Source organism: uncultured Pseudophaeobacter sp. (genome assembly GCA_905479575.1).
GTDB lineage: Bacteria > Pseudomonadota > Alphaproteobacteria > Rhodobacterales > Rhodobacteraceae > Pseudophaeobacter.
This window is the reverse complement of record CAJQNB010000024.1, coordinates 1-22967: the sequence shown is the minus strand read 5'-3', so window position 1 is coordinate 22967 and position 22967 is coordinate 1. Positions and strand designations below refer to the sequence as shown.

The 22967-nt window shown below is 56.8% G+C and carries 25 protein-coding genes, 1 tRNA gene and 1 pseudogene; 12 read left to right on the top strand and 15 right to left on the bottom strand.

Annotation, left to right across the window (positions count from 1 at the left end; genetic code table 11):
- Positions 1-179: 179 nt before the first annotated feature.
- The 3 genes from QZ268_RS08635 to argB all read right to left on the bottom strand — a co-directional run bounded on the left by QZ268_RS08635 (position 180) and on the right by argB (position 2368).
- Positions 180-677, bottom strand: coding sequence for a histidine phosphatase family protein (locus QZ268_RS08635; protein WP_295451035.1), 498 nt, complete (start codon positions 675-677; stop codon positions 180-182).
- Positions 674-1378 (bottom strand): ferredoxin, encoded by a 705-nt coding sequence (locus tag QZ268_RS08630; RefSeq protein WP_295451033.1) that lies wholly within the window; start codon positions 1376-1378, stop codon positions 674-676. Before QZ268_RS08630 ends, QZ268_RS08635 begins: the two co-directional genes overlap by 4 nt.
- A gap of 129 nt (positions 1379-1507) precedes the next feature.
- On the bottom strand, positions 1508-2368 hold the full coding sequence (gene argB / locus QZ268_RS08625) for an acetylglutamate kinase (RefSeq protein WP_295451030.1): 861 nt from the start codon (positions 2366-2368) through the stop codon (positions 1508-1510).
- A 128-nt stretch (positions 2369-2496) separates the two neighbouring features.
- Here argB and QZ268_RS08620 point away from each other — a divergent pair, with 128 nt between their 5' ends.
- Together QZ268_RS08620 and QZ268_RS08615 are read left to right on the top strand one after the other, a co-directional pair.
- Entirely contained in the window at positions 2497-3225 is a 729-nt protein-coding gene (locus QZ268_RS08620; RefSeq protein WP_295451027.1) for an SDR family oxidoreductase, read from the top strand.
- Between the two features lie 26 nt (positions 3226-3251).
- Positions 3252-3929: a hypothetical protein gene (locus QZ268_RS08615; protein WP_295451024.1), complete on the top strand. Its 678-nt coding sequence runs from the start codon at positions 3252-3254 to the stop codon at positions 3927-3929.
- Positions 3930-4053: 124 nt separating this feature from the next.
- On the opposite strand, the gene yihA is transcribed toward QZ268_RS08615, so the two are convergent.
- From yihA to QZ268_RS08595, 4 genes and pseudogenes are all read right to left on the bottom strand, one after another.
- A complete protein-coding gene (gene yihA, locus QZ268_RS08610; RefSeq protein WP_295451021.1) occupies positions 4054-4704 on the bottom strand; it encodes a ribosome biogenesis GTP-binding protein YihA/YsxC in 651 nt (216 codons plus the stop codon).
- Positions 4704-5441: an MOSC N-terminal beta barrel domain-containing protein gene (locus QZ268_RS08605; protein ID WP_295451017.1), complete on the bottom strand. Its 738-nt coding sequence runs from the start codon at positions 5439-5441 to the stop codon at positions 4704-4706. The genes yihA and QZ268_RS08605 overlap by 1 nt, the downstream gene beginning before the upstream one ends.
- Positions 5438-7282: a membrane protein insertase YidC gene (gene yidC, locus QZ268_RS08600; RefSeq protein ID WP_295451014.1), complete on the bottom strand. Its 1845-nt coding sequence runs from the start codon at positions 7280-7282 to the stop codon at positions 5438-5440. The genes QZ268_RS08605 and yidC overlap by 4 nt, the downstream gene beginning before the upstream one ends.
- Positions 7283-7574: 292 nt before the next feature.
- Positions 7575-8210, bottom strand: a pseudogene (locus QZ268_RS08595) (EAL domain-containing protein).
- Between the two features lie 323 nt (positions 8211-8533).
- Here QZ268_RS08595 and QZ268_RS08590 point away from each other — a divergent pair.
- Positions 8534-9076, top strand: coding sequence for a DUF3833 family protein (locus QZ268_RS08590; protein ID WP_295451011.1), 543 nt, complete (start codon positions 8534-8536; stop codon positions 9074-9076).
- Here QZ268_RS08590 and QZ268_RS08585 read toward each other — a convergent pair whose 3' ends face one another.
- Positions 9077-10387: an HlyC/CorC family transporter gene (locus tag QZ268_RS08585; RefSeq protein WP_295451008.1), complete on the bottom strand. Its 1311-nt coding sequence runs from the start codon at positions 10385-10387 to the stop codon at positions 9077-9079. It abuts the gene before it with no gap.
- An 82-nt stretch (positions 10388-10469) separates the two neighbouring features.
- Here QZ268_RS08585 and QZ268_RS08580 point away from each other — a divergent pair, with 82 nt between their 5' ends.
- A complete protein-coding gene (locus tag QZ268_RS08580; protein ID WP_295451005.1) occupies positions 10470-11255 on the top strand; it encodes a metallophosphoesterase family protein in 786 nt (261 codons plus the stop codon).
- Between the two features lie 6 nt (positions 11256-11261).
- Here the strand turns inward: QZ268_RS08580 and QZ268_RS08575 are convergent, their stop codons facing one another.
- Together QZ268_RS08575 and QZ268_RS08570 are read right to left on the bottom strand one after the other, a co-directional pair.
- Complete coding sequence (locus tag QZ268_RS08575; RefSeq protein ID WP_295451002.1) at positions 11262-12188, bottom strand: site-specific tyrosine recombinase XerD; 927 nt, start codon at positions 12186-12188, stop codon at positions 11262-11264.
- Entirely contained in the window at positions 12185-13732 is a 1548-nt protein-coding gene (locus tag QZ268_RS08570) for a hypothetical protein (RefSeq protein WP_295450999.1), read from the bottom strand. Before QZ268_RS08570 ends, QZ268_RS08575 begins: the two co-directional genes overlap by 4 nt.
- A gap of 224 nt (positions 13733-13956) precedes the next feature.
- Between QZ268_RS08570 and QZ268_RS08565 the strand changes: the two genes are divergently transcribed.
- Together QZ268_RS08565 and aroB are read left to right on the top strand one after the other, a co-directional pair.
- Positions 13957-14538 carry a shikimate kinase gene (locus QZ268_RS08565; RefSeq protein WP_295450997.1) on the top strand — a complete coding sequence of 194 codons (582 nt, stop codon included), beginning with the start codon at positions 13957-13959 and terminating at the stop codon, positions 14536-14538.
- Positions 14535-15650 (top strand): 3-dehydroquinate synthase, encoded by a 1116-nt coding sequence (gene aroB, locus QZ268_RS08560; protein WP_295450995.1) that lies wholly within the window; start codon positions 14535-14537, stop codon positions 15648-15650. The genes QZ268_RS08565 and aroB overlap by 4 nt, the downstream gene beginning before the upstream one ends.
- Before the next feature lie 116 nt (positions 15651-15766).
- Here the strand turns inward: aroB and QZ268_RS08555 are convergent, their stop codons facing one another.
- Together QZ268_RS08555 and ssb are read right to left on the bottom strand one after the other, a co-directional pair.
- The gene (locus QZ268_RS08555) at positions 15767-16078 is read right to left on the bottom strand and encodes a hypothetical protein (RefSeq protein ID WP_295450993.1); all 312 of its coding nucleotides are present in this window, start codon (positions 16076-16078) and stop codon (positions 15767-15769) included.
- Positions 16079-16085: 7 nt separating this feature from the next.
- On the bottom strand, positions 16086-16580 hold the full coding sequence (ssb, locus tag QZ268_RS08550; protein ID WP_295450990.1) for a single-stranded DNA-binding protein: 495 nt from the start codon (positions 16578-16580) through the stop codon (positions 16086-16088).
- Between the two features lie 172 nt (positions 16581-16752).
- Here ssb and QZ268_RS08545 point away from each other — a divergent pair, with 172 nt between their 5' ends.
- Together QZ268_RS08545 and QZ268_RS20180 are read left to right on the top strand one after the other, a co-directional pair.
- Complete coding sequence (locus QZ268_RS08545; RefSeq protein WP_295450988.1) at positions 16753-17289, top strand: lytic transglycosylase domain-containing protein; 537 nt, start codon at positions 16753-16755, stop codon at positions 17287-17289.
- A gap of 209 nt (positions 17290-17498) precedes the next feature.
- Positions 17499-17621 carry a hypothetical protein gene (locus tag QZ268_RS20180; RefSeq protein WP_365321769.1) on the top strand — a complete coding sequence of 41 codons (123 nt, stop codon included), beginning with the start codon at positions 17499-17501 and terminating at the stop codon, positions 17619-17621.
- Between the two features lie 578 nt (positions 17622-18199).
- On the opposite strand, the gene yidD is transcribed toward QZ268_RS20180, so the two are convergent.
- The 3 genes from yidD to rpmH all read right to left on the bottom strand — a co-directional run bounded on the left by yidD (position 18200) and on the right by rpmH (position 18974).
- Entirely contained in the window at positions 18200-18421 is a 222-nt protein-coding gene (gene yidD / locus QZ268_RS08535; RefSeq protein WP_295450985.1) for a membrane protein insertion efficiency factor YidD, read from the bottom strand.
- Positions 18418-18762: a ribonuclease P protein component gene (gene rnpA / locus QZ268_RS08530; RefSeq protein WP_295450983.1), complete on the bottom strand. Its 345-nt coding sequence runs from the start codon at positions 18760-18762 to the stop codon at positions 18418-18420. Before rnpA ends, yidD begins: the two co-directional genes overlap by 4 nt.
- A gap of 77 nt (positions 18763-18839) precedes the next feature.
- Positions 18840-18974, bottom strand: coding sequence for a 50S ribosomal protein L34 (rpmH, locus tag QZ268_RS08525; protein ID WP_012177012.1), 135 nt, complete (start codon positions 18972-18974; stop codon positions 18840-18842).
- Between the two features lie 286 nt (positions 18975-19260).
- On the opposite strand from rpmH, the gene QZ268_RS08520 reads away from it, so the two are divergent.
- The 4 genes from QZ268_RS08520 to QZ268_RS08505 all read left to right on the top strand — a co-directional run bounded on the left by QZ268_RS08520 (position 19261) and on the right by QZ268_RS08505 (position 22967).
- Positions 19261-19998, top strand: coding sequence for a VTT domain-containing protein (locus QZ268_RS08520; RefSeq protein ID WP_295451164.1), 738 nt, complete (start codon positions 19261-19263; stop codon positions 19996-19998).
- A gap of 3 nt (positions 19999-20001) precedes the next feature.
- On the top strand, positions 20002-21420 hold the full coding sequence (locus tag QZ268_RS08515) for an FAD-dependent oxidoreductase (RefSeq protein ID WP_295450959.1): 1419 nt from the start codon (positions 20002-20004) through the stop codon (positions 21418-21420).
- A 21-nt stretch (positions 21421-21441) separates the two neighbouring features.
- Positions 21442-22842 (top strand): HAMP domain-containing sensor histidine kinase, encoded by a 1401-nt coding sequence (locus tag QZ268_RS08510; protein ID WP_295450957.1) that lies wholly within the window; start codon positions 21442-21444, stop codon positions 22840-22842.
- 48 nt (positions 22843-22890) lie between these two features.
- Positions 22891-22967 (top strand) — tRNA-Arg (locus QZ268_RS08505).

Sequence of the window (22967 nt, the reverse complement as noted above, 5' to 3'; positions counted from 1 at the left end):
GTTCGGAAAGTTGAGAAAGACGAAGCACACACAAACCGTGCCGTTGCATGTTGAAAACGGCCTGATGTGGTTTTGAACTGTGCAGCGGTGCCGGAGGCACCATCCTCAACGGGACATAAAATCTCCAGGGTAGATATGCGGATGACTATATCAACAGCATGCCTTTAGCCAGAGCGAATTCAGGTCACCAGCAATTCACGCGGGACGATGAATTCAATCACCCTGCCGCTACTCCAGGTCAGATCCGCCCAGGTGTCGATGTCAAACTTGGCGATCAGGGTTGCGCCGGTTGGATAGTCGTCAAAGCGGGTATGATCCGCAGGGTAGTTTACAATGGCATGGGCAAAGGCCGCTATCCCCGGATTATGGCCCAAGATCATCGTGCGTGAATGTGATGCTTCTTTTAGCACCTGAAAGATGATGTCAGAGCTTGCGTGATAGAGCCGTTCGGTAAAGACCGCAGGCGCCTCAATGCCGGTCAGCTGATAGGTCTCTCGCGTGCGCTGAGAGGAGGACGACAGGACCTGTAGCGGCAGTTCGTTTGTTTCTCGCAGCCAATTCCCAAGCGCCCTGGCAGAATCCCGCCCCCGACTGTTCAGCGGGCGAGAATGATCGCTAGGGGCGTTGCTGTCCCAGGCGGATTTTGCGTGACGGGTCAGGATCAGGGTACAGGTCATGATGGGTGAAAATACCTCATGTGATGTGCGGTTTGTTCAATGGGTCGTCCAGCCCCCTGGCTGAGGGGACATGCGCACCGGGCGCGGCATCCCTGCGTCATGCAGGCTACTCCGGCCGGGGTCTCTAAGTGGTGGTGACAGGCGGCCAGATCATAGGGACCACCTTCAGCCATGGCATCTGCCGGACATGACGTTAAACATGGCTGGGTTGTGCAGGTCGCGCAGGGAGAGTGTGCCAAAGGAGGAGGGGGGATGTCAAAGCTTTGATCGAAGTGGAGCGCCCCCCGAAAGGAAATCAACATGCCTACCTCATCATGCACCATCATTTGTGACGGGGATGTGAAAGCCCGACCCGAAGCCAGAGCCCAGTCCACAAAGGGCGTATAGGGTGGGCCCCCAAAGGGAAAATGGGCTGTGGCGCCCAGATTCGCCGCCAGACTGCCAATCACGCGTGTTGACCAGCGATCCACAGGATCCGGTCTGGCCTCCAGATACTCGGGGGAGCGGGTGAAGATCGGCCAGTACGCCGCGCCGCAGCCCAATAGAATCAGGGTGCCATGGGACAGCCCCTTGACTGGGCGCTCGCAGGGGTGAAGCGCGCCATAGATCTGCAGGCCCACAGCACGCGCGGCCTGGGCGATATCAGCGTAGCCCTGCTGTGGACCGGTCTTGGCCTGCTGAGGCGTGGGTGCCGATGTCATGCTAACCTCCCGAGGCGTCTGCAGGGGAGGATAGCAGAATGTTGAGCAGGGGATGCGCAAAAACGGCACTACCGTTCAGATAGGCTGGCTTGGGCCGTTCTATTGGAGGCTGAAGGCGGGGCCCTAGGTTCAGGCGCGGATCATCGAGCCTGCGCCGTGATCGGTAAACAGTTCCAGCAGCACAGCGTTTTTGACCCGGCCATCAACAATGGTACAGGCGCGCACGCCGGAACGAACGGCCTCCAGAGCGGTTTCTGTTTTGGGGATCATGCCGCCAGCAATGACACCTTCGGCGGTCAGACGTTCCACATCTGCGGCTTTCAACTCGGTCACAACTTCGCCAGTTGCATCCTTGACGCCGGAAACATCCGTCAGCAGCAGCAGCCGGTCGGCGTTGAGCGCAGTGGCGATAGCGCCAGCTGCGGTGTCACCATTGATATTAAAGGTTTCACCCGCGCGGCCAGCCCCGATGGGGGCAATCACCGGGATGATGTCTTTTTCGAACAGATCATGCAGAACCTGTGGCTCCATCTGTACCGGGGCACCGACAAAGCCAAGCTTGGCATTGGCCTGATCGCAGGTGATCAGGTTTGCATCCTTGCCCGACAGGCCCACGGCGCGGCCTCCCTGGGCATTGATCGCCTGCACAATGCGTTTGTTGACCACCCCAGAGAGCACCATCTCCACCACTTCCATGGTGGCCTGATCGGTGACCCGCTTGCCGTCAACAAACTCTGACTGGATCTGCAGTTTGTCCAGCATGGCATTGATCATCGGCCCGCCGCCATGCACGATCACCGGGTTGACCCCGACCTGACGCATCAACACGATATCGCGGGCAAAGGTTTCCATCGCTTCGTCGCTGCCCATGGCATGGCCACCCAGCTTGATGACAACAATGGCTCCGTCATAGCGCTGCAAATAGGGCAGGGCGCTCGACAGAGTTTCAGCAGTGGCAATCCAGTCGCGGTTCATATCTTGTTTCTTCATGGCTCGGGGTCCTCTTGGCATCTGGTGTTACTTGCTTCTGGCACTGCTGCCAAGTGCGACATAGAGATTGCAGCTCCGAGCTGGCCTGATAGGGTCGCCTCACAGCTCAGAAAGATGGAATTTACGCCATGCGCCAAAAGACTTTGCTTCTGACCGGCGCCAGCCGGGGCATTGGCCACGCAACTGTGCGACGCTTCAGCGCCGAAGGCTGGCGGGTGATCACCTGTTCACGGCAACCCTTCCCCGAGGAATGCCCCTGGGGTGGCGGTGCTGAGAATCACGTGCAACTGGACCTGTCGGACCCTTCTGACACCATCAACGCGGTGGGCGTCATCCAAGAACGGCTTGGCGGGCAGCTCGATGCGTTGGTCAACAATGCGGGCATCTCTCCCAAAGGGCCCGAAGGTGAGCGGTTGAACACCCTGGACACCGACCTGATGACCTGGGGCAAGGTCTTTCACGTCAACTTCTTTTCCTCTGTGGTGCTGGCACGCGGGCTGAAGGATGAACTGGCCGCCGCCAAGGGATCAGTGGTCAACGTGACCTCGATTGCCGGCAGTCGGGTGCATCCCTTTGCCGGGGCCGCTTATGCTACGTCCAAGGCGGCACTGGCAGCGCTGACCCGCGAGATGGCCCATGATTTTGGCCCCCTCGGGGTGCGGGTGAATGCCATCGCGCCGGGGGAGGTGGAAACCGCGATCCTGTCCCCTGGTACCGACAAGATTGTCGAAAAACTCCCGATGCAGCGCCTCGGCCAGCCAGAGGAGGTCGCCGCGGCGATCTATTTCCTGTGCTCGCAGGAAAGCTCTTATATCTCGGGTGCGGAGATCGAAGTGAACGGCGCCCAACACGTCTGAGGTCAAATCTTTTAGTGGATAGAACATTGTCGCTTAGAGTATTGATCTGTTCTCTTGCAGCCGTGTTTCTGGCGGCGTGCACGCCGCAACTGCCAGAGAATTATAAGGAAAATCTTTTTCCGGCTGAGATCGAGCGGGAGCCTCGGCGAGACTTCTATTCTAACTGGTTCGGGCGGAATCTCTACTTCATGCGGGAGAAAGCCCTCTGGAACGCCGATTTGAAGGATGACGAGCTGTTGGTTGTCAGACTTCTGATCTTGCCGAGCGTCGGGGCGGGTAGCCTGGTGCGCTTAAACCTGATGGAGGATGGAAAGGGCCGTTTTGTTCAAAAGGACCCCTCTGGGGTTTTAGGCTATCAAGTTGGCTGGCTATATGATGTGGATGCCGGCGCCATTCCCGGACAGGACGTGAAAAAGTTTCAGAAGGTGGTAAGTGATCTGCGACTGTTTGCAGGGGGGATCGCCAATGGTTTTGATGAAACCGTGCCCTACCTTGGGGAGGATGGTAAGCCTGCTGACCTAGTGGCTTTAGATGGGACCACCATCGTTCTGGAGTTCAAGAGCCGACAGGACTATTTTATTCTGCAACGCCATGAACGTCAGGTGAGCCAGTCGTCTAAGCTAGGGATGCTAATTTCCGATGTTGCCCAAGCCGGTGGACAATCCAAGTTGATCCCGTATTACGTTTGGAGCCCGAGGCCCTAGTCACTAGGACCTGCCCCGACAGAGAAACGGCCCCCGTCTTACGAGAAGAAGTAATTTAACTCCCCGCAGGAGGATATGGGCTCTGCGGGGGGACGGGATGAAAAAGGGCCAGGTTCAACCTAGTCTATTCAAGACCGCAGATGATGGAGCGCAGGGTGGCGATGCCATCGCCTTTCTCCGAGGAGGTCAGCACGATCTCTGGATAGGCTGCAGGGTGGCGTGCCAGGGCCGTGCGGACCTGTTCAATCACCCGTTCACGATCCTTCAGCTTGACCTTGTCGGCCTTGGTCATGACGCACTGAAACGTCACAGCAGAGCTGTCCAGCAGGCTCATGATCTCTTCGTCCACATCCTTGACGCCGTGACGGCTGTCGATCAGCACAAAGGCGCGGCGCAGGGTCTGACGGCCACTGAGGTAGCGTTTGAGCAGCTTTTGCCATTTCTCCACCACCGCCAGCGGCGCATTGGCATAGCCATAGCCGGGAAGGTCCACCAGGTAGAGCTCGGGGCCCTGGGTGAAAAAGTTGATCTCTTGCGTGCGGCCCGGCGTGTTGGAGGCACGTGCCAGGCCCTTGGTGCCGGTGAGGGCATTGATCAGACTGGATTTGCCAACGTTGGAACGGCCGGCAAAGCAGACCTCCATGCGGTCTGCATCGGGCAGGCCGGACATGGCCACCACGCCTTTGACAAACAGGGATTCGCCGGCAAACAGCTTGCGGCCCTTTTCTGTGGTGATCTGGTCAGGCTCTTCAGCGAGGGCGAATGGGATCTGCATCAGACAAGCTCCAGAGTATCGGTGAGGGCAATGTTCCCATCGCACAGCACCTTGGCACGAATGCCAAAATCAGTATGGCCCCAGTGGTCGCGCAGGGCCTTTAGGGTGTTGGCGTCGCGGCTGCCCGTGTCCGGGTTGGTTTCGGTTGCGCGACAGCGGGTGATGCGGTCGATCACTTCCAGACGCACTTCACCAATCTGCAACTGGCGCCCAACCCAGTCAAATTCCTCAAAGGGGGCAGCGCCGTCGATCCACAGATTGCCACGGAACCGGCGCGGGTCCAATTCCTGTCCCAGAGTTTCCCCAAGTGCCCGCAAGGAGGCCAGTGACAGGATCGAGAGCGCCGAAAAACTGGCATCAGCCATGCCGCCTGCCGGGGCTGCAATCAAACTGTGTGGCTGTGGCCGCTCGGCCGGGTAGATCGGTCGCAGCCAATCCACCAGTTTTGCACCATCCGTTGCCGGGTCCAGGGTGATCTCACCCTGTTTGGGGTGGCGGAGAGTGATTTTATCGCCCTGTGTTTGGGCGGTAACGGCCATGAGTTCGGGACCGAAACAGCCGCGGGCAAAGTTGCGGCAGTGTTGCCATGCGCCGGTGTCTTCGGCGGTGCCGGTCAGCACAGCCCAGGCCCGGTCCAACGGCATAGGTCCGCCTGTCTCCAGACGGACCTGTGTCACTGATTCGGCCCCGATGCCTTTGATCGGGTGCCGCCACATTTGTTTGACAGTCGCTGTCATTCTTTCCCGGCCTTTGGCTTACGCTTGACGCTGGCTTTGATGTTGCCAAAAACGTCAGGCTTATAGCCGTGGCTGCGCATGATCAGATACTGCTGGCTAAAGGTGATGGTGTTGTTGGCGATCCAGTAGACAACCAGACCAGAGGCAAAACCACCCAGCATGAACATGAAGACCCAAGGCATCCAGGCAAAGATCATTTGCTGTGTTGGATCTGTTGGCGCCGGGTTCAGCTTTTGCTGCAGCCACATCGAGATCCCCAACAGCAGTGGCAGGATGCCGATAAAGACCAGTGCCATGATGCTATCAGGGGCCGGGCCGTTAAAGGGCAGCAAACCAAAGAGGTTGAGCAAAGAGGTTGGATCCGGTGCGCTCAGATCCTGGAAAGGACCAAAGAAGGGCGCGTGACGCAGTTCCAGCGTTACAAAGATCACCTTGTACAGCGAGAAGAAGATCGGGATTTGGAGAAGAATGGGCAGACAGCCGGACGCCGGATTTACCTTTTCCTTTTTGTAGAGACCCATCATCTCGGTCTGAAGCTTTTGGCGGTCATCGCCTGTGCGCTCTTTGATTTTCTCCATCTCTGGCTGGAGCTCTTTCATCTTCGCCATGGAGATGTAGGACTTCCGTGCCAGCGGGAACAGAATCCCTTTTATGAGGAGGGTCAGGGCAATAATAGATAGGCCCATGTTTCCGATGACCAAGTTCAGTTCATGGAGAATGAAGAAGATTGGCTTTGTCAGGAATTGAAACAAACCCCAGTCGATTGATTCGACAAAACCGTCGATGCCGGTTTGATCAGAAAACCCGAAAAAGTACGACACGGAATCGCGGAGGCCAATGACGTTGCGACCCGCCTCGTAATTGCGGATGGTGTCCCATTCCTTTGCGCCAGCAAAGACGCGCGTCGTCGTTTCGCGCGAGGTTCCCGCAGCGACGTCGATCGTGGGATATACGGTCAAAGCCTGGTAGACGTCCGAACCGGCGACGTATTGTATGCGGGACGTGTGAGGCGTATTTTCCTCTGGGATCAGCGCGGTCATCCAAAAGTGGTCTGTGAACCCGACATAGCCACTTTCTGTGATCTGGGCTTCGGAGGTCTCGCCGAGGATGTCGTCGTAGTCGATCTCGCTTAGGACGCCATCAACCATCTGGATCGCGCCTTCGTGCAGGATGAAGAAGCCCATAAGGTCTTGGGGCTCGCCATGGCGGGCTACAATCCCGTATGGTGCCACTCGAATTGCGTTCTCTGTCGGGTTTTCGACGGCTTGCGCCACCGTGAACATGAACTTTTCATCAATCGAAATTGTGCGGCGGAAGATAAGGCCGGCGGGGCTGTCCCAGCGCAAAACGATTGGGGTGTTTGCGGTCAGTTTTGTGCCACTTTCAGCAGACCATATGGTGTCCGGGCCTGGAACGTCATCCCCGCTGAGGCTGCCTCCCGGCGCCCACCCAAACACTGTGTAATAGGGTTGTTCGGTACCGATTGGCGCGAGCAACTCGACCTTATCCGTCCCGCTGAGTTCTTCTTCGTAATCGTTCAGGAAAAGCGTGTCGATACGACCACCAGCCAATGAGATGGACCCGGTGAGGCTTTCGGTTTCGATGTCGAGGCGCGGCGCGTTTGCCGTTGTGGTTTGTATCGCGTCCGGTGCCGCTGCTCCGCCGTCGGCACTCGTCGGTGCGCCCGTTGCAGACTCGGCTTCGGGAAGGACAACCACACCGTTTTGCGTAACCGCATTCGGTTCAACCGCGTCCGGGGGCGGAAATAGAATAAACCAGGCGAAGAGTACGGCTGTACTCAACACCATAGCCAGCAGAAGGTTCCTGTTCTGGTCGTCCATTGAGTGCCACCTGGGGTTTTGGATTGGAGGTGGTTCAACCGTCCGGCGGCCCAAAGGTCAAGCGTTTTCGGTCACGAAAGCGTGCAGTTGCTGTCTTCTTGTGAGGATCAATTGGGCTGAGGCTGTGATTGTGGCGCATCGTGAGCAACTATGAACCCACGGTTTTGGCGGATGGAAGTGGCACAGGGGGCTGTCAAGGCAGACCCAGACGACAATCCCCCATCCATGCCACACTATAATCACGCGGCAGGAGACGGGCAAGATTGAAGCCCTGAATATGGTCGCAACCGAATTAGGCGAGGAGCGTATGCTCCTCGGGAGTTCCAACACCTGCTGCAAGGGGTTCAATGCCTAATTGCTCGGACATCGCAAGCAAGGCCGAGACCAGAGTGCGGTGATCTGCATCCGCGTCGACGCGGGAAATGAGCTGTCGGTCGATTTTCAGGCGCGACACCGAGAATTTCCGAATATTCAGGATGCTTGTGTAACTGGCCCCGAAATCGTCGAGGTCACTCAGGCATCCCATTGCCGCCGTCGCCCGAAGGTTGCGGGAAATGATGTCCTCTTGCGACTTGGCGATACCGTTTTCCAAGACCACGATCGGTAGACCATCTGGCATGAGACCAAAGCGATCAAGTTCCCATTGCAAAACCCGGGAAGGCGAGGGTTGCGGAGTTCATCGGTTGAGGAATTGACGGATACCGAAGGGATGTTAAAATCGGCATGGCACCCAGGTACGGAGGGGCCTCAACGCGTGGCTCGGTACGACTTCTGCAATGCGTTGCGACAGTCCAAGTTGCTCAATCAACCCTAAAAGTGACGCAGGAGAGATAAGACCAGGCGTCGGGTGGTCTCTGCGTGCTAGCGCCTCAAGACCAGTGATCTCGCCGGTATGAGTTGAGACCTTTGGTTGATAGCACGCAACTATCTGCCCGTTTCGAGGGGTGATGTGACCTGGTCAGCGAGTTCATTATCGCTTGGTGGAGCCTTGCCATAGGCTGATTTGTAAGTCCAAACCGCCCCCGGACCATCATCATGCGCTCCAGAATAATGTTTTTTTGCGCGACCGGAAACTGTTCGCTTTTATGTCAACTGATCGCACAACATGCTCCGGGCCGGCCAAAGCAGAGGTTTGTAGAGCACCCCAGAATATATTACTTGTGAATGCCGGGTGGGGGTTTTCGGGACTTCGGGAAAGCGCGCCTGCATCCGGTTCGCGACCTGCTGCGTAAAAGAACGAAGGAGTTTAGAATGCGCACTCTCATCATTGTTTTATCTTTCGTCGCACTGGCGGCTTGTACGGGCAAGCCTGGGGGCGGGGACGTCGTTCTTAGTGACAGGAAACTTGATCTGGAAACCTTCTTTGTCGGCACAAGCGTCGCGCGCGGTCAGTTTCAGGATGTGTTTGGAACTGTCCGTCGCAGATTTGATGTAACGATCACCGGCACGTATGACGGAGAGACGCTGAAACTTGTAGAAGACTTTGTCTATGAGGATGGCGCGACCGAACGGCGGGTCTGGACGCTTGAGAAGACAGGCGAAGACCGCTGGCAGGGAACGGCTCCGGGTGTCGAGGGGGTCGCCACCGGCATCGAACGGGGCGATACGTTCAACTGGCGGTATACCATTGATTTGCCAGTGCCATCGGCTGACGGATCGGTCGAAACAATCAAAGTGACATTTGACGACTGGATGTGGCTTTTGTCCGATGATCGTCTGTTGAACCGCGCTTATGTGAAGCGTTTTGGCGTCGACATCGGTGATGTGATCATCATCTTCGAAAAAGACACGTGATCAGATCAGCTGGCGGATTTTTAGCCGTGTGATGCGGTTGTCCTGTCGATCAAGGATTTCAAATCGGAACCCATGAAACGAAAAAGTCTGCCCCTTGGACGGGATGGATTGCGCCTCGTGGATCACAAGGCCCGCGATAGTATTGGCTTCCTCGTCGGGCAGGCTCCAGTCTGTTGCGCGGTTCAGGTCGCGGATGGTCATTGCGCCGTCGACGATGACGTCTCCGGCATCTGTGCGGCGCAGTGGCGAGTCCTCGCCGATGTCGAATTCATCGGTAATCTCGCCGACGATCTCCTCCAGGATGTCTTCCAGAGTGATCAGGCCTTCCAACGCCCCGTATTCGTCAACAACCAAAGCAAAGTGTGTCGACCGCCGCAGGAACTGCCGCATTTGCTCATCAAGTGTTGTCGTTTCAGGTACGAAGTAGGGCTTCATAGCAACGTCGAGGATGTCAAAGCCCTCAAAGGGGCCTTCTACATCGGACTGTTCAGCGCGACGGACAAACATCGCGCGCAGGAGATCCTTTGAGTGGATGACGCCAACGATATTTTCTTTTTGGCCGCGGAAAACGGGCAGGCGGGTGTGAGCCGAGGCAAGACATAGCTCAAGAACCTGAGCGGGCGGCAAATCGGCGTCGATCATTTCGATCTGACTGCGATGCAGCATGATTTCTTCGACTGTGCGGTCCGCGAGATCCAAAGCCCCTAGAATGCGGTCGCGGTCTTCTTTTTCGACGACCCCTTCGGAATGGCCAAGCTGCAAAGCTCCGGCGATTTCTTCGCGCATCGACATGATGCGACTGTCGGGATCAATCCGCACGCCAAACAAAAGCAAGACGCCGCGCACGATAAGCCGCACAAAGTTAACCACTGGTGCAAAAATTGTGACAAGCACCTGAATGGGTGCGGCAACGGCCGATGCCGCGCGTTCGGGGTCTGAAATGGCGTAGGTTTTCGGCAGAACCTCGGCGAAGATCAAAACAAGGGCTGTCATGACAAGCGTTGCAAAGACCACGCCGCTTTCGCCGAAAAGCCGGGTAAAAAGCGCTGTGGCCAGCGATGCGGCCAAGATGTTGACCAGGTTATTTCCCAGAAGAACCGCGCCGATCAGTCGTTCGCTGTCTTCGGTGATGTGCAGCGCGCGTTCGGCCCCTTTTGAGCCTTTCTCGGCCTTCGATTTCAACTTGCCACGGGACGCGGCTGTAAGGGCGGTTTCCGATCCCGAGAAAAATCCCGAAAGGATCAAAAGAGCCAGGATCGAACCGACGGTGATCCAGAAGGCGGCATCAAGCATTTGTGAAGAGGGGTCCATAGGTCATGACAAAGGATAAGTTTGATGTGTTATGGGGGCTGAGGTCCAGTCGTTCAAGGGAACATTCATAGGATATGTGGCAATGAAGGTTCAAGATTTTGGCCGGTTTGATGGTCCTTTGGTCCTTTTTGGGGGCGTTTATTCTAATTTTCAGGCCTTGGAAGCATTGATCAAGGCCATCGGTGATCGCCCGGCGATCTGTACCGGTGATGTGGTTGCGTATTGTGCAGATGCATCGGCTTCGGTTGCCTTGGTGCGCCAGAGCGGCTGGCCTTTGGTTGCCGGGAATTGCGAGCGTCAGATTGCTGATGCGGCAAGCGATTGTGGATGCGGTTTCGGTCCAGGCAGCACATGTGAGATGCTTTCGCGCGGCTGGTACCCCCATGCGGCGGCCCAGATAGGCCCAAACGACAGGGCATGGATGGCGGCCCTGCCTGATATCGGGATTTTTCAACAAGGCGAACGGCGCTACGCGGTTCTTCATGGTGGTGCGACTGCAAACAACCGTTTTCTTTGGCCCTCAACTGCCGCAGAGGACTTCGAGGACGAGATTAATGCCCTGGAGGCCCTAACCGGGCAGATTGACGGCATCGTTGCGGGGCACTCGGGTATCGCTTTTCAAAGACGGCTTGGAGACTACAGTTGGATCAATGCGGGTGCGGTCGGAATGCCACCGCATGATGGCCGACCTGAGACACGGTTTGCTGTTCTGGATCGGGGGGACGTGACGTTTGAGCGGCTTTCTTACGATGTGCATGCCGCCATAAACGCGATGCAGGGGGCGGGGCTGGTGCAGGGCTATGACGTCGCTTTGCAAATAGGGCTTTGGCCAAGCGAGGACATCCTGCCAGACGAATTGCGACGCTAGGGCGGGCTAGTCTTGCGCCATTGGATGGTGTTCAAGCACCAGATCACGCAGTCGCTCCTCAAGAACATGCGTATAAATCTCGGTGGTTCCGACATCGGCGTGGCCCAGCAACGTCTGGATGACTCTCAGGTCGGCTCCATGCGCCAAAAGGTGAGTCGCGAAGGCATGTCGAAGCGTGTGCGGCGTGACGTTTGCAGGAGACACTCCCGCTGCGACCGCAAATTCTTTGATCATCAGGTAGAACCGGTGCCGGGTCAGATGGCCCGCTTTGCTGCGCGACGGGAAGAGGAACTTCGAGGGTGTGGCCGCCTTTGCTATGCGCGCGGTTTCCTCGGTCTCATCCCATCTTTTGAGCCACTTGACGAGAGCGCCTTGTGCCGGTGGCGACAATGGGACCATGCGCTCTTTTCCGCCTTTCCCACGCACCAGAAGCATCTGCGGATTTCCGCGCGCGGCCGACACGGGAAGCGAGACCAATTCACTGACGCGCATGCCGGTCGCGTAAAGGAGTTCCATCAGGCAGGTGTTGCGCAAGCGATCGCCGGCGCGGCCGCTGTCGCGCGAGGCTGAAAGCAAAGCGTCGACCTCGGCTTCTGTCAGGGTTTTCGGCAAAAGTTTGCGACGCTTTGGCCCAGAAATACGCAAAGCCGGGTTGTCTGCGCGCCAGCCTTCCTCAAAGGAAAACCGATACAACTGACGGATCGCAGAAAGACGGCGCGCGCGTGTGGATTGCGCAAGGCCAGAGGCTTCAAGATCAACGAGATAGCTTTCAATATCGGTTTGCGTGGCCTCCATCAGATCCATTTTGTGGACTGTGCACCAGCCGCTGAAGTCATTCAGATCGCGCGCATAGGCGAGCTGCGTGTTCACGGCTGCATCAAGTTCGGCTGCTTGCGCTTCCAAGAAAGTCGAGATGAGGCGCGCATCGCTCATATCTGGCTATCTTCCAAGAGTAATTCGGCCGAAATGCGTCGTGCAAGGATATCCAGATCAAATGACATCAGAAGGGAAAGCGCGTCGGCGATGGCATTCGGGTCAGCGTCCATCCCTTCAGCAAGAACAGCGATGGCTTTCAAAAGCGCTTCGCCGCGCCGATTTTCGCGGACCAGCATGCGGTAGCTCTCGCTTGGCGCAAGGCCCGACAGACTTCGGCGAACAGCGATCGCAAGCGGTGCTGCATTCCTGATTTCAAAGGGCGAATTCGTTAATATGGCGAGAAGCGTTTGGTCGTCTGCGGACGATCCGGCGTATTGGCGGGCCATATCAATATTGTTGCTGAACAAGGCGATCTCAAACGCCGTATGGTGGGCGCGCCGCTGTAGCGTGACTGTCTGAATGTGCGCGGCGATCCATGGGGCCAAAGCGGCGTGGTAGCCGACAGAAACTGCCGCATCCCAGGCGGGCGGCAGCGTTCGACTAATCTCTGCCGCATTCCCGTCGACTAAGGCCGCGCGGACAGCCTGAATGGCGGCGACCCTGCTCCAGATACCACCAGAGGCGGAAGGCCGTCGGTCTGACATGACGCCGAGAAGCCCTTCAGCCGAAAGCGCGCCCGCTGCGGTCAGCCTTTCGGCGGCGCGCAATCGGATGCGCCAGCCTACGGTTTCGGACAGATCGGCGACGCCGAAAGCCATCGGAAGAGCGTCTGTCTGAGGCCGCTCGCCGATAGCTTCATACAAGCGAAACAGCAGAGGTGAGATCGAGGCGGGTCGCGGCAGCAGCTTTTCGCCCTCGAACAGATCAGGATCGAGAAAATGGAGAAGAAGCTGGTCTTCAGTGTTGGACAAGATGCCTAGCGCTTCTGCTGTGCCAAGGGTCAATGCGGCTACGTCCCATTCACCGTTTCTGGCAAGGCAAAAAATACGGGTCGGGAATGTCGGCGAAATATCCTGGTTCGTCGAGATGATCTGGCAGGCGCCGGCCTCGGTTCCCTTTAGCAATGCGATATCGAACGATCTTCGAAATCGTTGAGGCTCCGGTGGGCCGGCGGCCTCGATCAGGGCCTCGGCCTCATCGAGTTTTGCGAGTGCGAGAAGCGTATCAAGTCGGGCCAGGAAAAGGCTGTTGTCGACGGCAGCGTCGACTGGCGGGTTGAAATCCGCTTGAATGAGCGACGCGAAATAGGCTCGCAGTGTCGGGGTCGTGATCTCGGGGACCGCGAGAAGAGCGCGGGCCAGGTCACTTGCCGAGCTTAAGCCCCAAAGAGTCTCCGAAAGGCCGATGTCTTCGGCAGGGAAAAGGCCTGCATCATCCGCCACGGGTGCGCCAAGCGTCGACACGGTCACCGTCGGCACCGGAGATGCGGGCGGTGCAATCGGCGGAACGACTTTAACGGCCGGGGGAAAAGACACCGAATCAGACAGCCAGTCGATGGCCGATAGCGGTTCGCCCGCGCCACTTTGCGCCGCTTGCGCGGAGAGTGGTTCGGTCGCCAGCACCAAAACAAGTGCCGCAAATTTAGTTCGTGTCCAGTTCAACTGGTTCGCTCACATCCTGTTGTCCCGGGCGTAAATCGCCCAGATAGGCATATCCTACGACTGTCACGGCGATCAACACCACCAGGACGAACAGGAGCTTCAATAAACGGAGCATCCAAATTACCCTTTTGCCTCTGACCCTTGGCGGGCCCCCTGCCGCGTGCACACGGTTCTCATGGCCATTTATAACTGGTCTTTTCGGCAAGATCACGCCATTCACACCAATGAAGTCAAAAGATAAGCGGGACGCTGCCGTTTTGCCATTCCAGCTCAAAAAAACTGTCGCCCTTGTGGGGATGATGGGGTCGGGGAAGTCTGCCATTGGCACGGCTTTGTCGCGTCGATTGGCGGTCCCTTTTCTGGACAGTGATGCCGAGATAGAAGCCGCCTCCAATATGGCGATCGCCGAGATTTTCGAGGCTTACGACGAGCCATTTTTTCGCGAAAAAGAGGCTCAGGTGATCATGCGACTTCTGGAGACCCAGGTCGGGGTTCTTTCGACGGGCGGTGGTGCGTTTTTGCAATCGACCAACAGAGAGGCTATTTCTCATTATGGGATCGCTGTTTGGCTGCGGGCTGATATTGATCTTTTGTGGAGCCGCGTCAGCCATAAAACGACGCGTCCGCTTTTGCTGACTGACAACCCGCGCGCCACATTGGAAACCCTATATGCCGCGCGCGTGCCGGAGTATTCGAAGGCAGAATTGGTCGTTGATGCGCAGGAAGGCTACTCGATTGAGAAAATGACGGACAAAGTAATCGAGGTCCTGTTGACCCGCTCGGATATCCTTGAGGAGGTTCTATGACCATCCAAACTGTCCATGTCCCGCTTGGTGACCGTTCTTATGATGTGCGGATTGGAACGGATTTGTTGTGCCGAGCAGGGGCTGAGATTGCACCGCTTTTACAGCGAAAGCACGTTGCAGTTATCACAGAAGATAGGGTTGCCGGGCTGCATCTTGCGGGACTTCATGCAGGGCTTGCGGCGGAAGGGATAACGATGTCCTCTCTCTCGCTGCCACCGGGCGAGGGGACCAAAAACTGGGACGGACTGACTTGCGCTGTTGAGTGGCTGTTGAGCGAGCGATTTGAGCGGCGCGATGTTGTCATCGCGCTTGGCGGTGGCGTGATCGGCGATTTGGTGGGCTTTGCCTCGGCTGTGACACGTCGCGGATTGCGGTTTGTGCAGGTGCCGACGTCACTTCTGGCTCAGGTTGACAGTTCGGTTGGCGGGAAAACCGGGATTAACACGTCACATGGGAAGAACCTTGTGGGTGCGTTTCATCAACCCTCGCTTGTTTTGGCCGATGTGGACTTGCTGGATTCTTTGTCGACACGCGATTTCCTTGCCGGGTACGGCGAGGTGGTGAAATACGGGCTTCTGGGCAACGCAAACTTCTTTGAGTGGCTCGAGAAAAACGCGCTGTCTATGGCCATGGGGGACGCAGGTTTGCGGGCTGAGGCCGTTCGCGTTTCGGTGCAGATGAAGGCGGATATTGTCGAGCGTGACGAGACCGAACAAGGGGATCGCGCACTTTTGAACTTGGGACATACTTTTTGTCATGCGCTTGAAGCGGCGACGGGATATTCCGACCGGCTCTTGCATGGGGAAGGGGTCGCAATAGGCTGTGCGCTTGCATTTGAGGTCTCGGCGCAAGCCGGGCTGTGTTCGCAAGAAGATCCAAGCCGTGTGCGCGACCACCTAAAGAAAATGGGAATGAAAACAGATATCCGCGATATTCAGGGCGATTTGCCGGATGCTGATGGGTTGCTTGATCTCATGGGGCAGGACAAGAAAGTGATAGATGGCGCGCTGCGCTATATCATGGTGCGTGGGATCGGGCAGGCCTTCGTGACAAGTGATATTCCTCGCGGTGTCGTTCAAAGCGTTTTGCAAGACGCCTTAAAAGGACGTTAAGGGCGTCGCAGGATCATGCCGAATTTGGCGTTGTCACCGAATCCGACTGAGGCATAAAGGCCCTTCGCGCCTCGGCCTTGGCCCGTCAACAGCATAATCTTGAAGCAGCCATTGGCCTAAGCGGCCTCCACCGCTGCTACCAACACCTGTTTGCCGGTGCCTTTTCTAAGGTGGGCTTCAGCATTGACGACGTTTTCTGAAAGCGCATAGGGGCTACCGCCCCAGGTGACGTTCGCCAGCACATGGAGGGTGAACGTCGCCACAATCCGATCGGCCATTTGCGCCCCAAACACTTCTGCACTGCCCTGTCCAAGGATGGTCCCAAAATCTTCAGGGACAAAAACAGTCGGACCGGCCGTTAGCTCAGCATAAAGCGAAAGGGCATCTTCGGTATCGGCGTCATTGAGACGCCGAACCGGAATACTCATCGCTGGTTCAGAACGGGATCTCGTCATCGAGATCACCGCCGGCAGGAGCAGGCTGGTTGCCACCGCCACCTCCGCCACTACTGTAGCTTGATCCACTGTCGTAGCCGCTGCCGCGGTCATCGCCATAGCCACCGCCACCATCACCACCGCTGCGGCCGTCCAGCATGACCATTGTCGAATTATAGGGACGCAAAACAACCTCGGTCGAATAGCGATCCTGACCGGACTGATCTTGCCATTTGCGGGTCTCAAGCTGGCCCTCAAGGTAAACCTTGGAGCCCTTTTTCAAGTATTGCTCGGCCGTCCGGGCAAGTGGTTCGGAGAAAATCGCGACCGAGTGCCATTCCGTGCGCTCGCGCTGCTCTCCCGAGCTTTTGTCTTTCCAGCGGTCTGATGTGGCAATCCGCAAGTTGCAGACTTTTCCGCCGTTCTGAAAGGTGCGCACTTCTGGGTCGCGACCCAGATTGCCCACGATAATCACTTTGTTGACCGACCCTGCCATTTTTGCCTCCCGACGAATCTCTTCAAAAGTTGGCGCGAGATTACACATGGGTTCTCAGGGTTAACAGGGCGTGAAGTGTTAGCAGACTGGAATTTTAAAGAAAAAACAATTAGAGTTGGTGAGTGTTTTTATGGAGTGAGTGATTTTGCGTGCTCTTGGGGGGTGTGCGGCTGTGTTTAGCCTCGTTTTGGCGGGTGCTGGCTCGGCGGCAGACACATCTGACAAACTGACAGGGTTTGAACGCCAGTTGCGTGTGCTTGATGGGCGCGCGGCGCAGCAATACGCGCATTCTAGGAGGCTACGACCGGATGAATCCACAGGTGTTCCGGCCTATTCCGGGGCATATCGTGGCACGCTTTTGAAAGAAGCGCGCGGTGCGGCGCGCCGATACAATGTGCCGGAGAATCTGTTCTTGCGATTGGTGGATCAGGAATCGCGGTGGAACATCAAGGCTGTGTCTCCGAAAGGTGCGCGCGGTCTTGCCCAACTTATGCCTGACACCGCGCGCGCTCTCAGGGTCAATCCGGACGACCCAAGCGAAAACCTTGAAGGTGGCGCGCGATATCTTGCGCAGCAATATGCGCGCTTCCGGACATGGCGACTTGCCTTGGCGGCCTATAACGCCGGTCCGGGGGCGGTTGAGAAATACGGTGATGTGCCGCCATTCAGAGAAACGCAAGACTACGTCAGAACCATCCTCGGCGAGTAACACGCAGGCATAGCGAGGTGTTTGCGTTCCGTCTGCGAGTAGACTTTTTTCGCCCAAGGGCCAAGGCGGTGCGCCATCCTCACAGCGTGATCATAGTATGTGATCGGGCCCCTCCGCCTCTCGGAAGACCCAACCAAACTGCTGCTGACAAACAGCTGTCAGCATGGTCTGGCAAAATGTCACAAACAGGCCTAGGGAGCAGGAAGCCAATGCAAAGTATTTCCCGGATGTTCGAAGTCATTCAGCTGTTGCGCGCGGCACCACGGCCGCTGTCGGCCGAAGCGCTGAGCGAACCATTTGAAGAGTCCAAACGCCAGTTTATTGGGATATAGCGGCACTTCAGGCGATGTGTGTTCCCAACGAAGGGGAGGCAGGGGTCGGCTACATCATGCGTCGCGGCTACGATCTGCACCGCTTAACTTCGACCATGAGGCAGGTGAGGCGCTTCGTGTCGGGCTGAGGATGGTTGGTCGAACTGGGGACAGTTTTCTGAAAAGAGCGGCGTTGCGGATCAATCAGAAGATCGACGGATTTCAAGACGAAGAAACTCGCCTTCATGTTGCGCCATGGGGTGCCTGATTGATGATCCGACGAAAGGCTGCGTCTGGGTCGCTTCCTCGAGAGCCGCGATCCGTAAAGCACGCAAATTGCCTCTGGCCTGCCGGAACGCGGATGAAATCGAGACCACGCGCATCGGTCGGCCGGTGGCGGTCATTTATCACCGCGAGTGCGTCATGATCGCCGCCGCGTGTTAATTTCGAAGTGGTTTCCGGAATTTCCGCATGGATCGTATTTGGTGCTGCGATACAATGGAGGACAGTTTTTCAGACCAAGCGATGATGCTACATTCGTTGTGGTCCGAGCAGAAATTCTATCCCGCAAATTACGCCTGGGTGCGCAGGTAGCTGTCTTAAGGGGGAACGTTGTCGATCCCGGTCCCGCCCCACGGGTGACACCGCCCAATACGCTTTGTAGCCAGCCACATCCCTTTCAGCGCACCGTGCTTATCGAGCGCCTCAAGCGCATAGGCGGAACAGGTCGGGTGATATCGGCAATTGAAGCCGACCCATGGACTAAAGACCAACCGATACGCACGCACTGGGAGGGCAACGATATGCGCAAACGGGCTCATGTGGCGTGCAGGTCTTTTAAAGCCGTTTCAAGGTCATGGCAAAGTTGGTCGAACGGGCGCGATGCGGTCGTATCGCGTCTGCCGATCAGGACATAGTCGCACCCGGATTTGCCTTGCTTTGCCAAAACGAGCCGGGCTGCTTCACGCAGGCGCCGCTTGGCCCGGTTGCGCGCGACGGCATTGCCGACTTTTTTCGAACAGGTGAACCCGACACGGATCCCCTCGGTCCTCTCCGACTTGCGCATCTGAACCGTAAAGGCGGGACGCGATACGCGCCGCGCTCGCGACGCTGCAACAAAGTCAGCGCGTTTTGTCAGGATAGTCAGGCCGGGCAGGGACATTGTCGGGTTACTCTGCGAGACGACGAAACCGCCAGCGGTTGCCCGCGGCGGTTGTATCGAGGTCATGTCGCAACGAATTACGCGCTTAGCGATTTCCGCCCGCGGGCGCGGCGAGCGTTCAGAATCTTACGGCCCGCTTTTGTTGCCATCCGCGCGCGGAAACCGTGGCGCCGCTTACGGACCAAGTTTGACGGTTGAAATGTGCGCTTCATCGCTATTCTCCGGGTCTTATGGGGCAAATCCCGAACGGATTCGCTCCCTGATGTGCTTCGAAGCCCGGTCTCTAAGTGGATCGTGCAGGCAAGTCAACGCCGCTGCGGCCCCGAATTGCAACAATCGGGCCGATTTGATGCGGCAAATGTTTCATTCCCGCGGTCTTTGGTCGGGAAAGTAGGGCAAAGCCTCACCCGACTTCAAGCGGGCGTGATCGACCTGACAATCTCCCCCGGCTCTCCACATCTTCTGCCACAACAACAAACACCAACGAAAGCCTTTGGAATGTCCGATATGACCGCTCCCCTCCGCGAAAAAAGCGATTTTGCCCGTAGATTGCCACTGCTTGGGATCCTTTTGGTTGCTGCCATCGGCGCGTTCACCTTGCGTGACTACCTTAGCTTTGATGCACTTGCGCAAAACCGTGACGAACTTATCGCCTTTCGGGATGCGAACTATGTGCTCACGGTGTTGGCATTCGTTTTCGCGTACATCGTGATCGTGGCGTTTTCGCTGCCCGGAGCAACCATTGCGACCCTAACAGGCGGCTTCCTGTTCGCCACGTTCCCCGGTGCGTTGTTCAATATTACGGGCGCGACTGTAGGTGCGATGATCATTTTTCTGGCGGCTCGCTGGGGCCTTGGGGAAAAGCTTGCCGCAAAAATGGACTCTTCAGGAGGCGCGGTGAAAAAGATCAAGATCGCCATAGACGACAATCAGTGGGAGGCGCTTTTCCTTATCCGCCTTGTGCCTGCTGTTCCGTTCTTTGTAGCCAATCTTGTGCCTGCGTTGGTCGGTGTGTCGCTGCTCCGTTTCGTCATCACGACATTTCTTGGCATCATTCCCGGTGCGCTCGTCTACACATCAGTCGGTTCAGGGTTGGGGGAGGTATTCGCGCGCGGTGAAACGCCTAACCTTGGCATCATCTTCGAACCGCACATTCTTCTGCCGATCCTTGGCCTTTGTGCGCTTGCCACACTTCCCATCATTCTGAAGGCCATGCGCGGCAAGAAAGGCATTTGAGCCATGGAACGTATCAAGACAGATGTGCTGATCATCGGAGCAGGTTCGGGCGGTCTTAGCATCGCTGCTGGTGCGTCGCAGATGGGCGCAAGGGTCGTCATGCTTGAAGGCCACAAAATGGGTGGAGATTGCCTGAACTATGGGTGTGTGCCGTCCAAAGCATTGCTCGCGGCCGGAAAGCAGGCCCATGCCATGCGGTCTGGTGAAAAATACGGTGTGACGCCGGTAATGCCGGACGTGAATTACGCCGCCGCCAAGGACCATGTCCGCAGAGTGATCGAGACAATCGAACCCGTCGATAGTCAGGAGCGGTTCGAAGGGTTTGGCGTGCACGTGATCCGCGAATTTGGCCGTTTCATAAGCCCGACCGAAGTGCAGGCAGGCGAGACTATCATAACGGCGCGGCGGATCGTGATCGCCACTGGGTCAAGGCCGTTTGTGCCGTCCATCCCGGGTATGAAGGACGTTGCGTATTACACGAACGAGAACATCTTTGATCTGCGCGAAAAGCCCGACCACCTGATAATTATTGGCGGTGGGCCCATCGGTATGGAGATGGCGCAAGCGCATGTCCGGCTGGGTTCCAAAGTGACGGTGATCGAAGGCGCAAAGGCAATGGGCAAAGACGACCCAGAAGCGGCGACGATCGTCCTTGAGAGTTTGCGGGCGGAAGGTGTTGAAATTGTTGAAGAGGCCCAGGCCGAGGAAATCTCCAAAGCTGGCGGCGTCATTTCTGTGAAAACACCGAAAGGCACGTTCACTGGTTCTCACCTTCTTTTGGCGGTTGGGCGCAAAGTGAACGTCGACAATTTGGATCTTGATAAGGCAAATGTCGCGCATGACCGGGCGATCAAGGTGGGAGCGGACCTTAGGTCTGTGACGAACAAGAAGGTCTATGCCGTGGGCGACGCGGCTGGGGGACTTCAGTTCACCCATGTTGCGGGCTATCACGCCGGTGTCGTAATCCGCTCGATGTTGTTTGGGTTGCCGTCGAAGCAGCGTACGGATCATATCCCTTGGGTGACTTTTACTGATCCCGAATTGGCGCAGGTCGGACTGACAGAAGCCGATGCCCGAAAGACGCACGGAAATCATGCCCTAACAGTAGCCCGTTTTGACTACGACGAAAACGACCGCGCCATTGCAGAGGGTAAGAAAACCGGTTTCATCAAAGTCATGGTGGTGAAGGGCAAACCCGTCGGTGCCACGATTGTTGGCGCGCATGCCGGTGAGTTGATCGGTGTCTGGGCGCTTGCAATTGCAAACCGATTGAAGATGAGTGCTGTCGCCGCAATGGTAGCGCCCTATCCAACATTTGGAGAAATCAACAAGCGTGCAGCAGGGGCCTATTTCTCTCCCAAACTTTTTGATAATCCTACAGTTAAACGGGTCGTTGGTTTCGTTCAGAAGTATCTACCCTAACACCCACAGCTTTGAGGTCGCATGTTCCTGAATACGCTTTCTGGACGGTTCCTAGCCCTCACGATCTTGTTCGTGATGCTGGCGGAGATATTTATCTTCGTGCCGTCCATTGCGCGTTTTCGTGAAGATTACATGATGAATCGCCTGGAGCGTGCACAAATAGCGTCCCTTGCGCTTTTGGCCAATGATATGATCGACGCGGAATTGGAAGTGGAACTTCTTGAGAACGCAGGTGTTTTTAATGTTGTGCTGCGGAGAGATGAAGTGCGGCAACTGGTGCTTGCGTCTGATATGCCATCACCGATTGCGGCGACCTATGATCTGCGCGATGCGCCTGCGGGAACGCTTATCATCGATGCGATGAAGCGGCTGTGGAACCCGACATACGAAGTCGTAAGGGTAATAGGTAATCCAACGCGGGATGCAGGCCAACTTATCGAGATCACCATGCCGACCGAGCCGTTGCGCGCCGCGATGCTGGACTATGGATTGCGGATTTTGTTGTTATCAGCCGTGATTTCCATTTTCACGGCGACGCTTTTATTCTTTGCAGTCAGGCAATTGCTGGTGAAGCCGATCGAAGGCGTGGTGAAGGCCATGAAAAGTTACGCCTTTGCGCCCGAAGACGCACGACGCATAATTCAGCCAAGCGCGTCGGTGCGCGAACTAAGCGACGCGGAACATGCGTTGAAATCCATGCAAACTGAGCTGACGAGCTTGCTGCGACAGCGCGAGCGGCTTGCATCGCTGGGTAGCGCAGTGGCAAAAGTTAGTCACGATCTACGCAATATACTGACGACCGCACAGCTTTTTGCAGACCGCATCGAGTCGAGCGAAGACCCGGTGGTGACGCGCATGGTGCCAAAGCTTATGGGGTCGATCGGGCGTGCGGTGAACTTGTGCGAAAGCACGCTTGCGTTCGGAAAAGCCGAGGAACCGCCCCCGGCATTGAATCGCATCGCATTAGCGCCAATCGTCAATGACGCGGTGGAAGGCGAGCGACTTGCGGCGTCGGACGATATTCGCTTCGAGGAACATGTCGCTTCGGGTTTGATCGTGCGGGCCGACCCCGAACAGCTTTATCGTGTCCTGTCGAACCTTATTCGCAACGCCCGTCAGGCGATGGAAACGGCAAAGCGCGGCGGCGTGATTACGGTGAGTGCAGGAGAATCTAGTCAACTTTGGACCATCGAGGTGCGTGACAACGGTCCGGGCCTGCCGGCGAAAGCGCGCGAACATCTGTTCACCCCTTTTCAGGGTGGCGCGCGCAAAGGAGGGGCTGGTCTTGGTCTTGCAATTGCGGCCGAATTGGTGCGCGGTCATGGTGGTACTTTGAGACTGGACAGGACCGGAGAAGACGGGACGGTTTTCATCATCGAGCTGCCAAAATCGATTGTAACCGAAGATCAGGCGGCAGAATAAGATTGTCTCTTGCAAAGCCGTTCATCCGGCTTTAGATGCCAAGCCCGTGCGCTGGTAGCTCAGTTGGATAGAGTACTTGACTACGAATCAAGGGGCCGGGGGTTCGAATCCTCCCCAGCGCACCA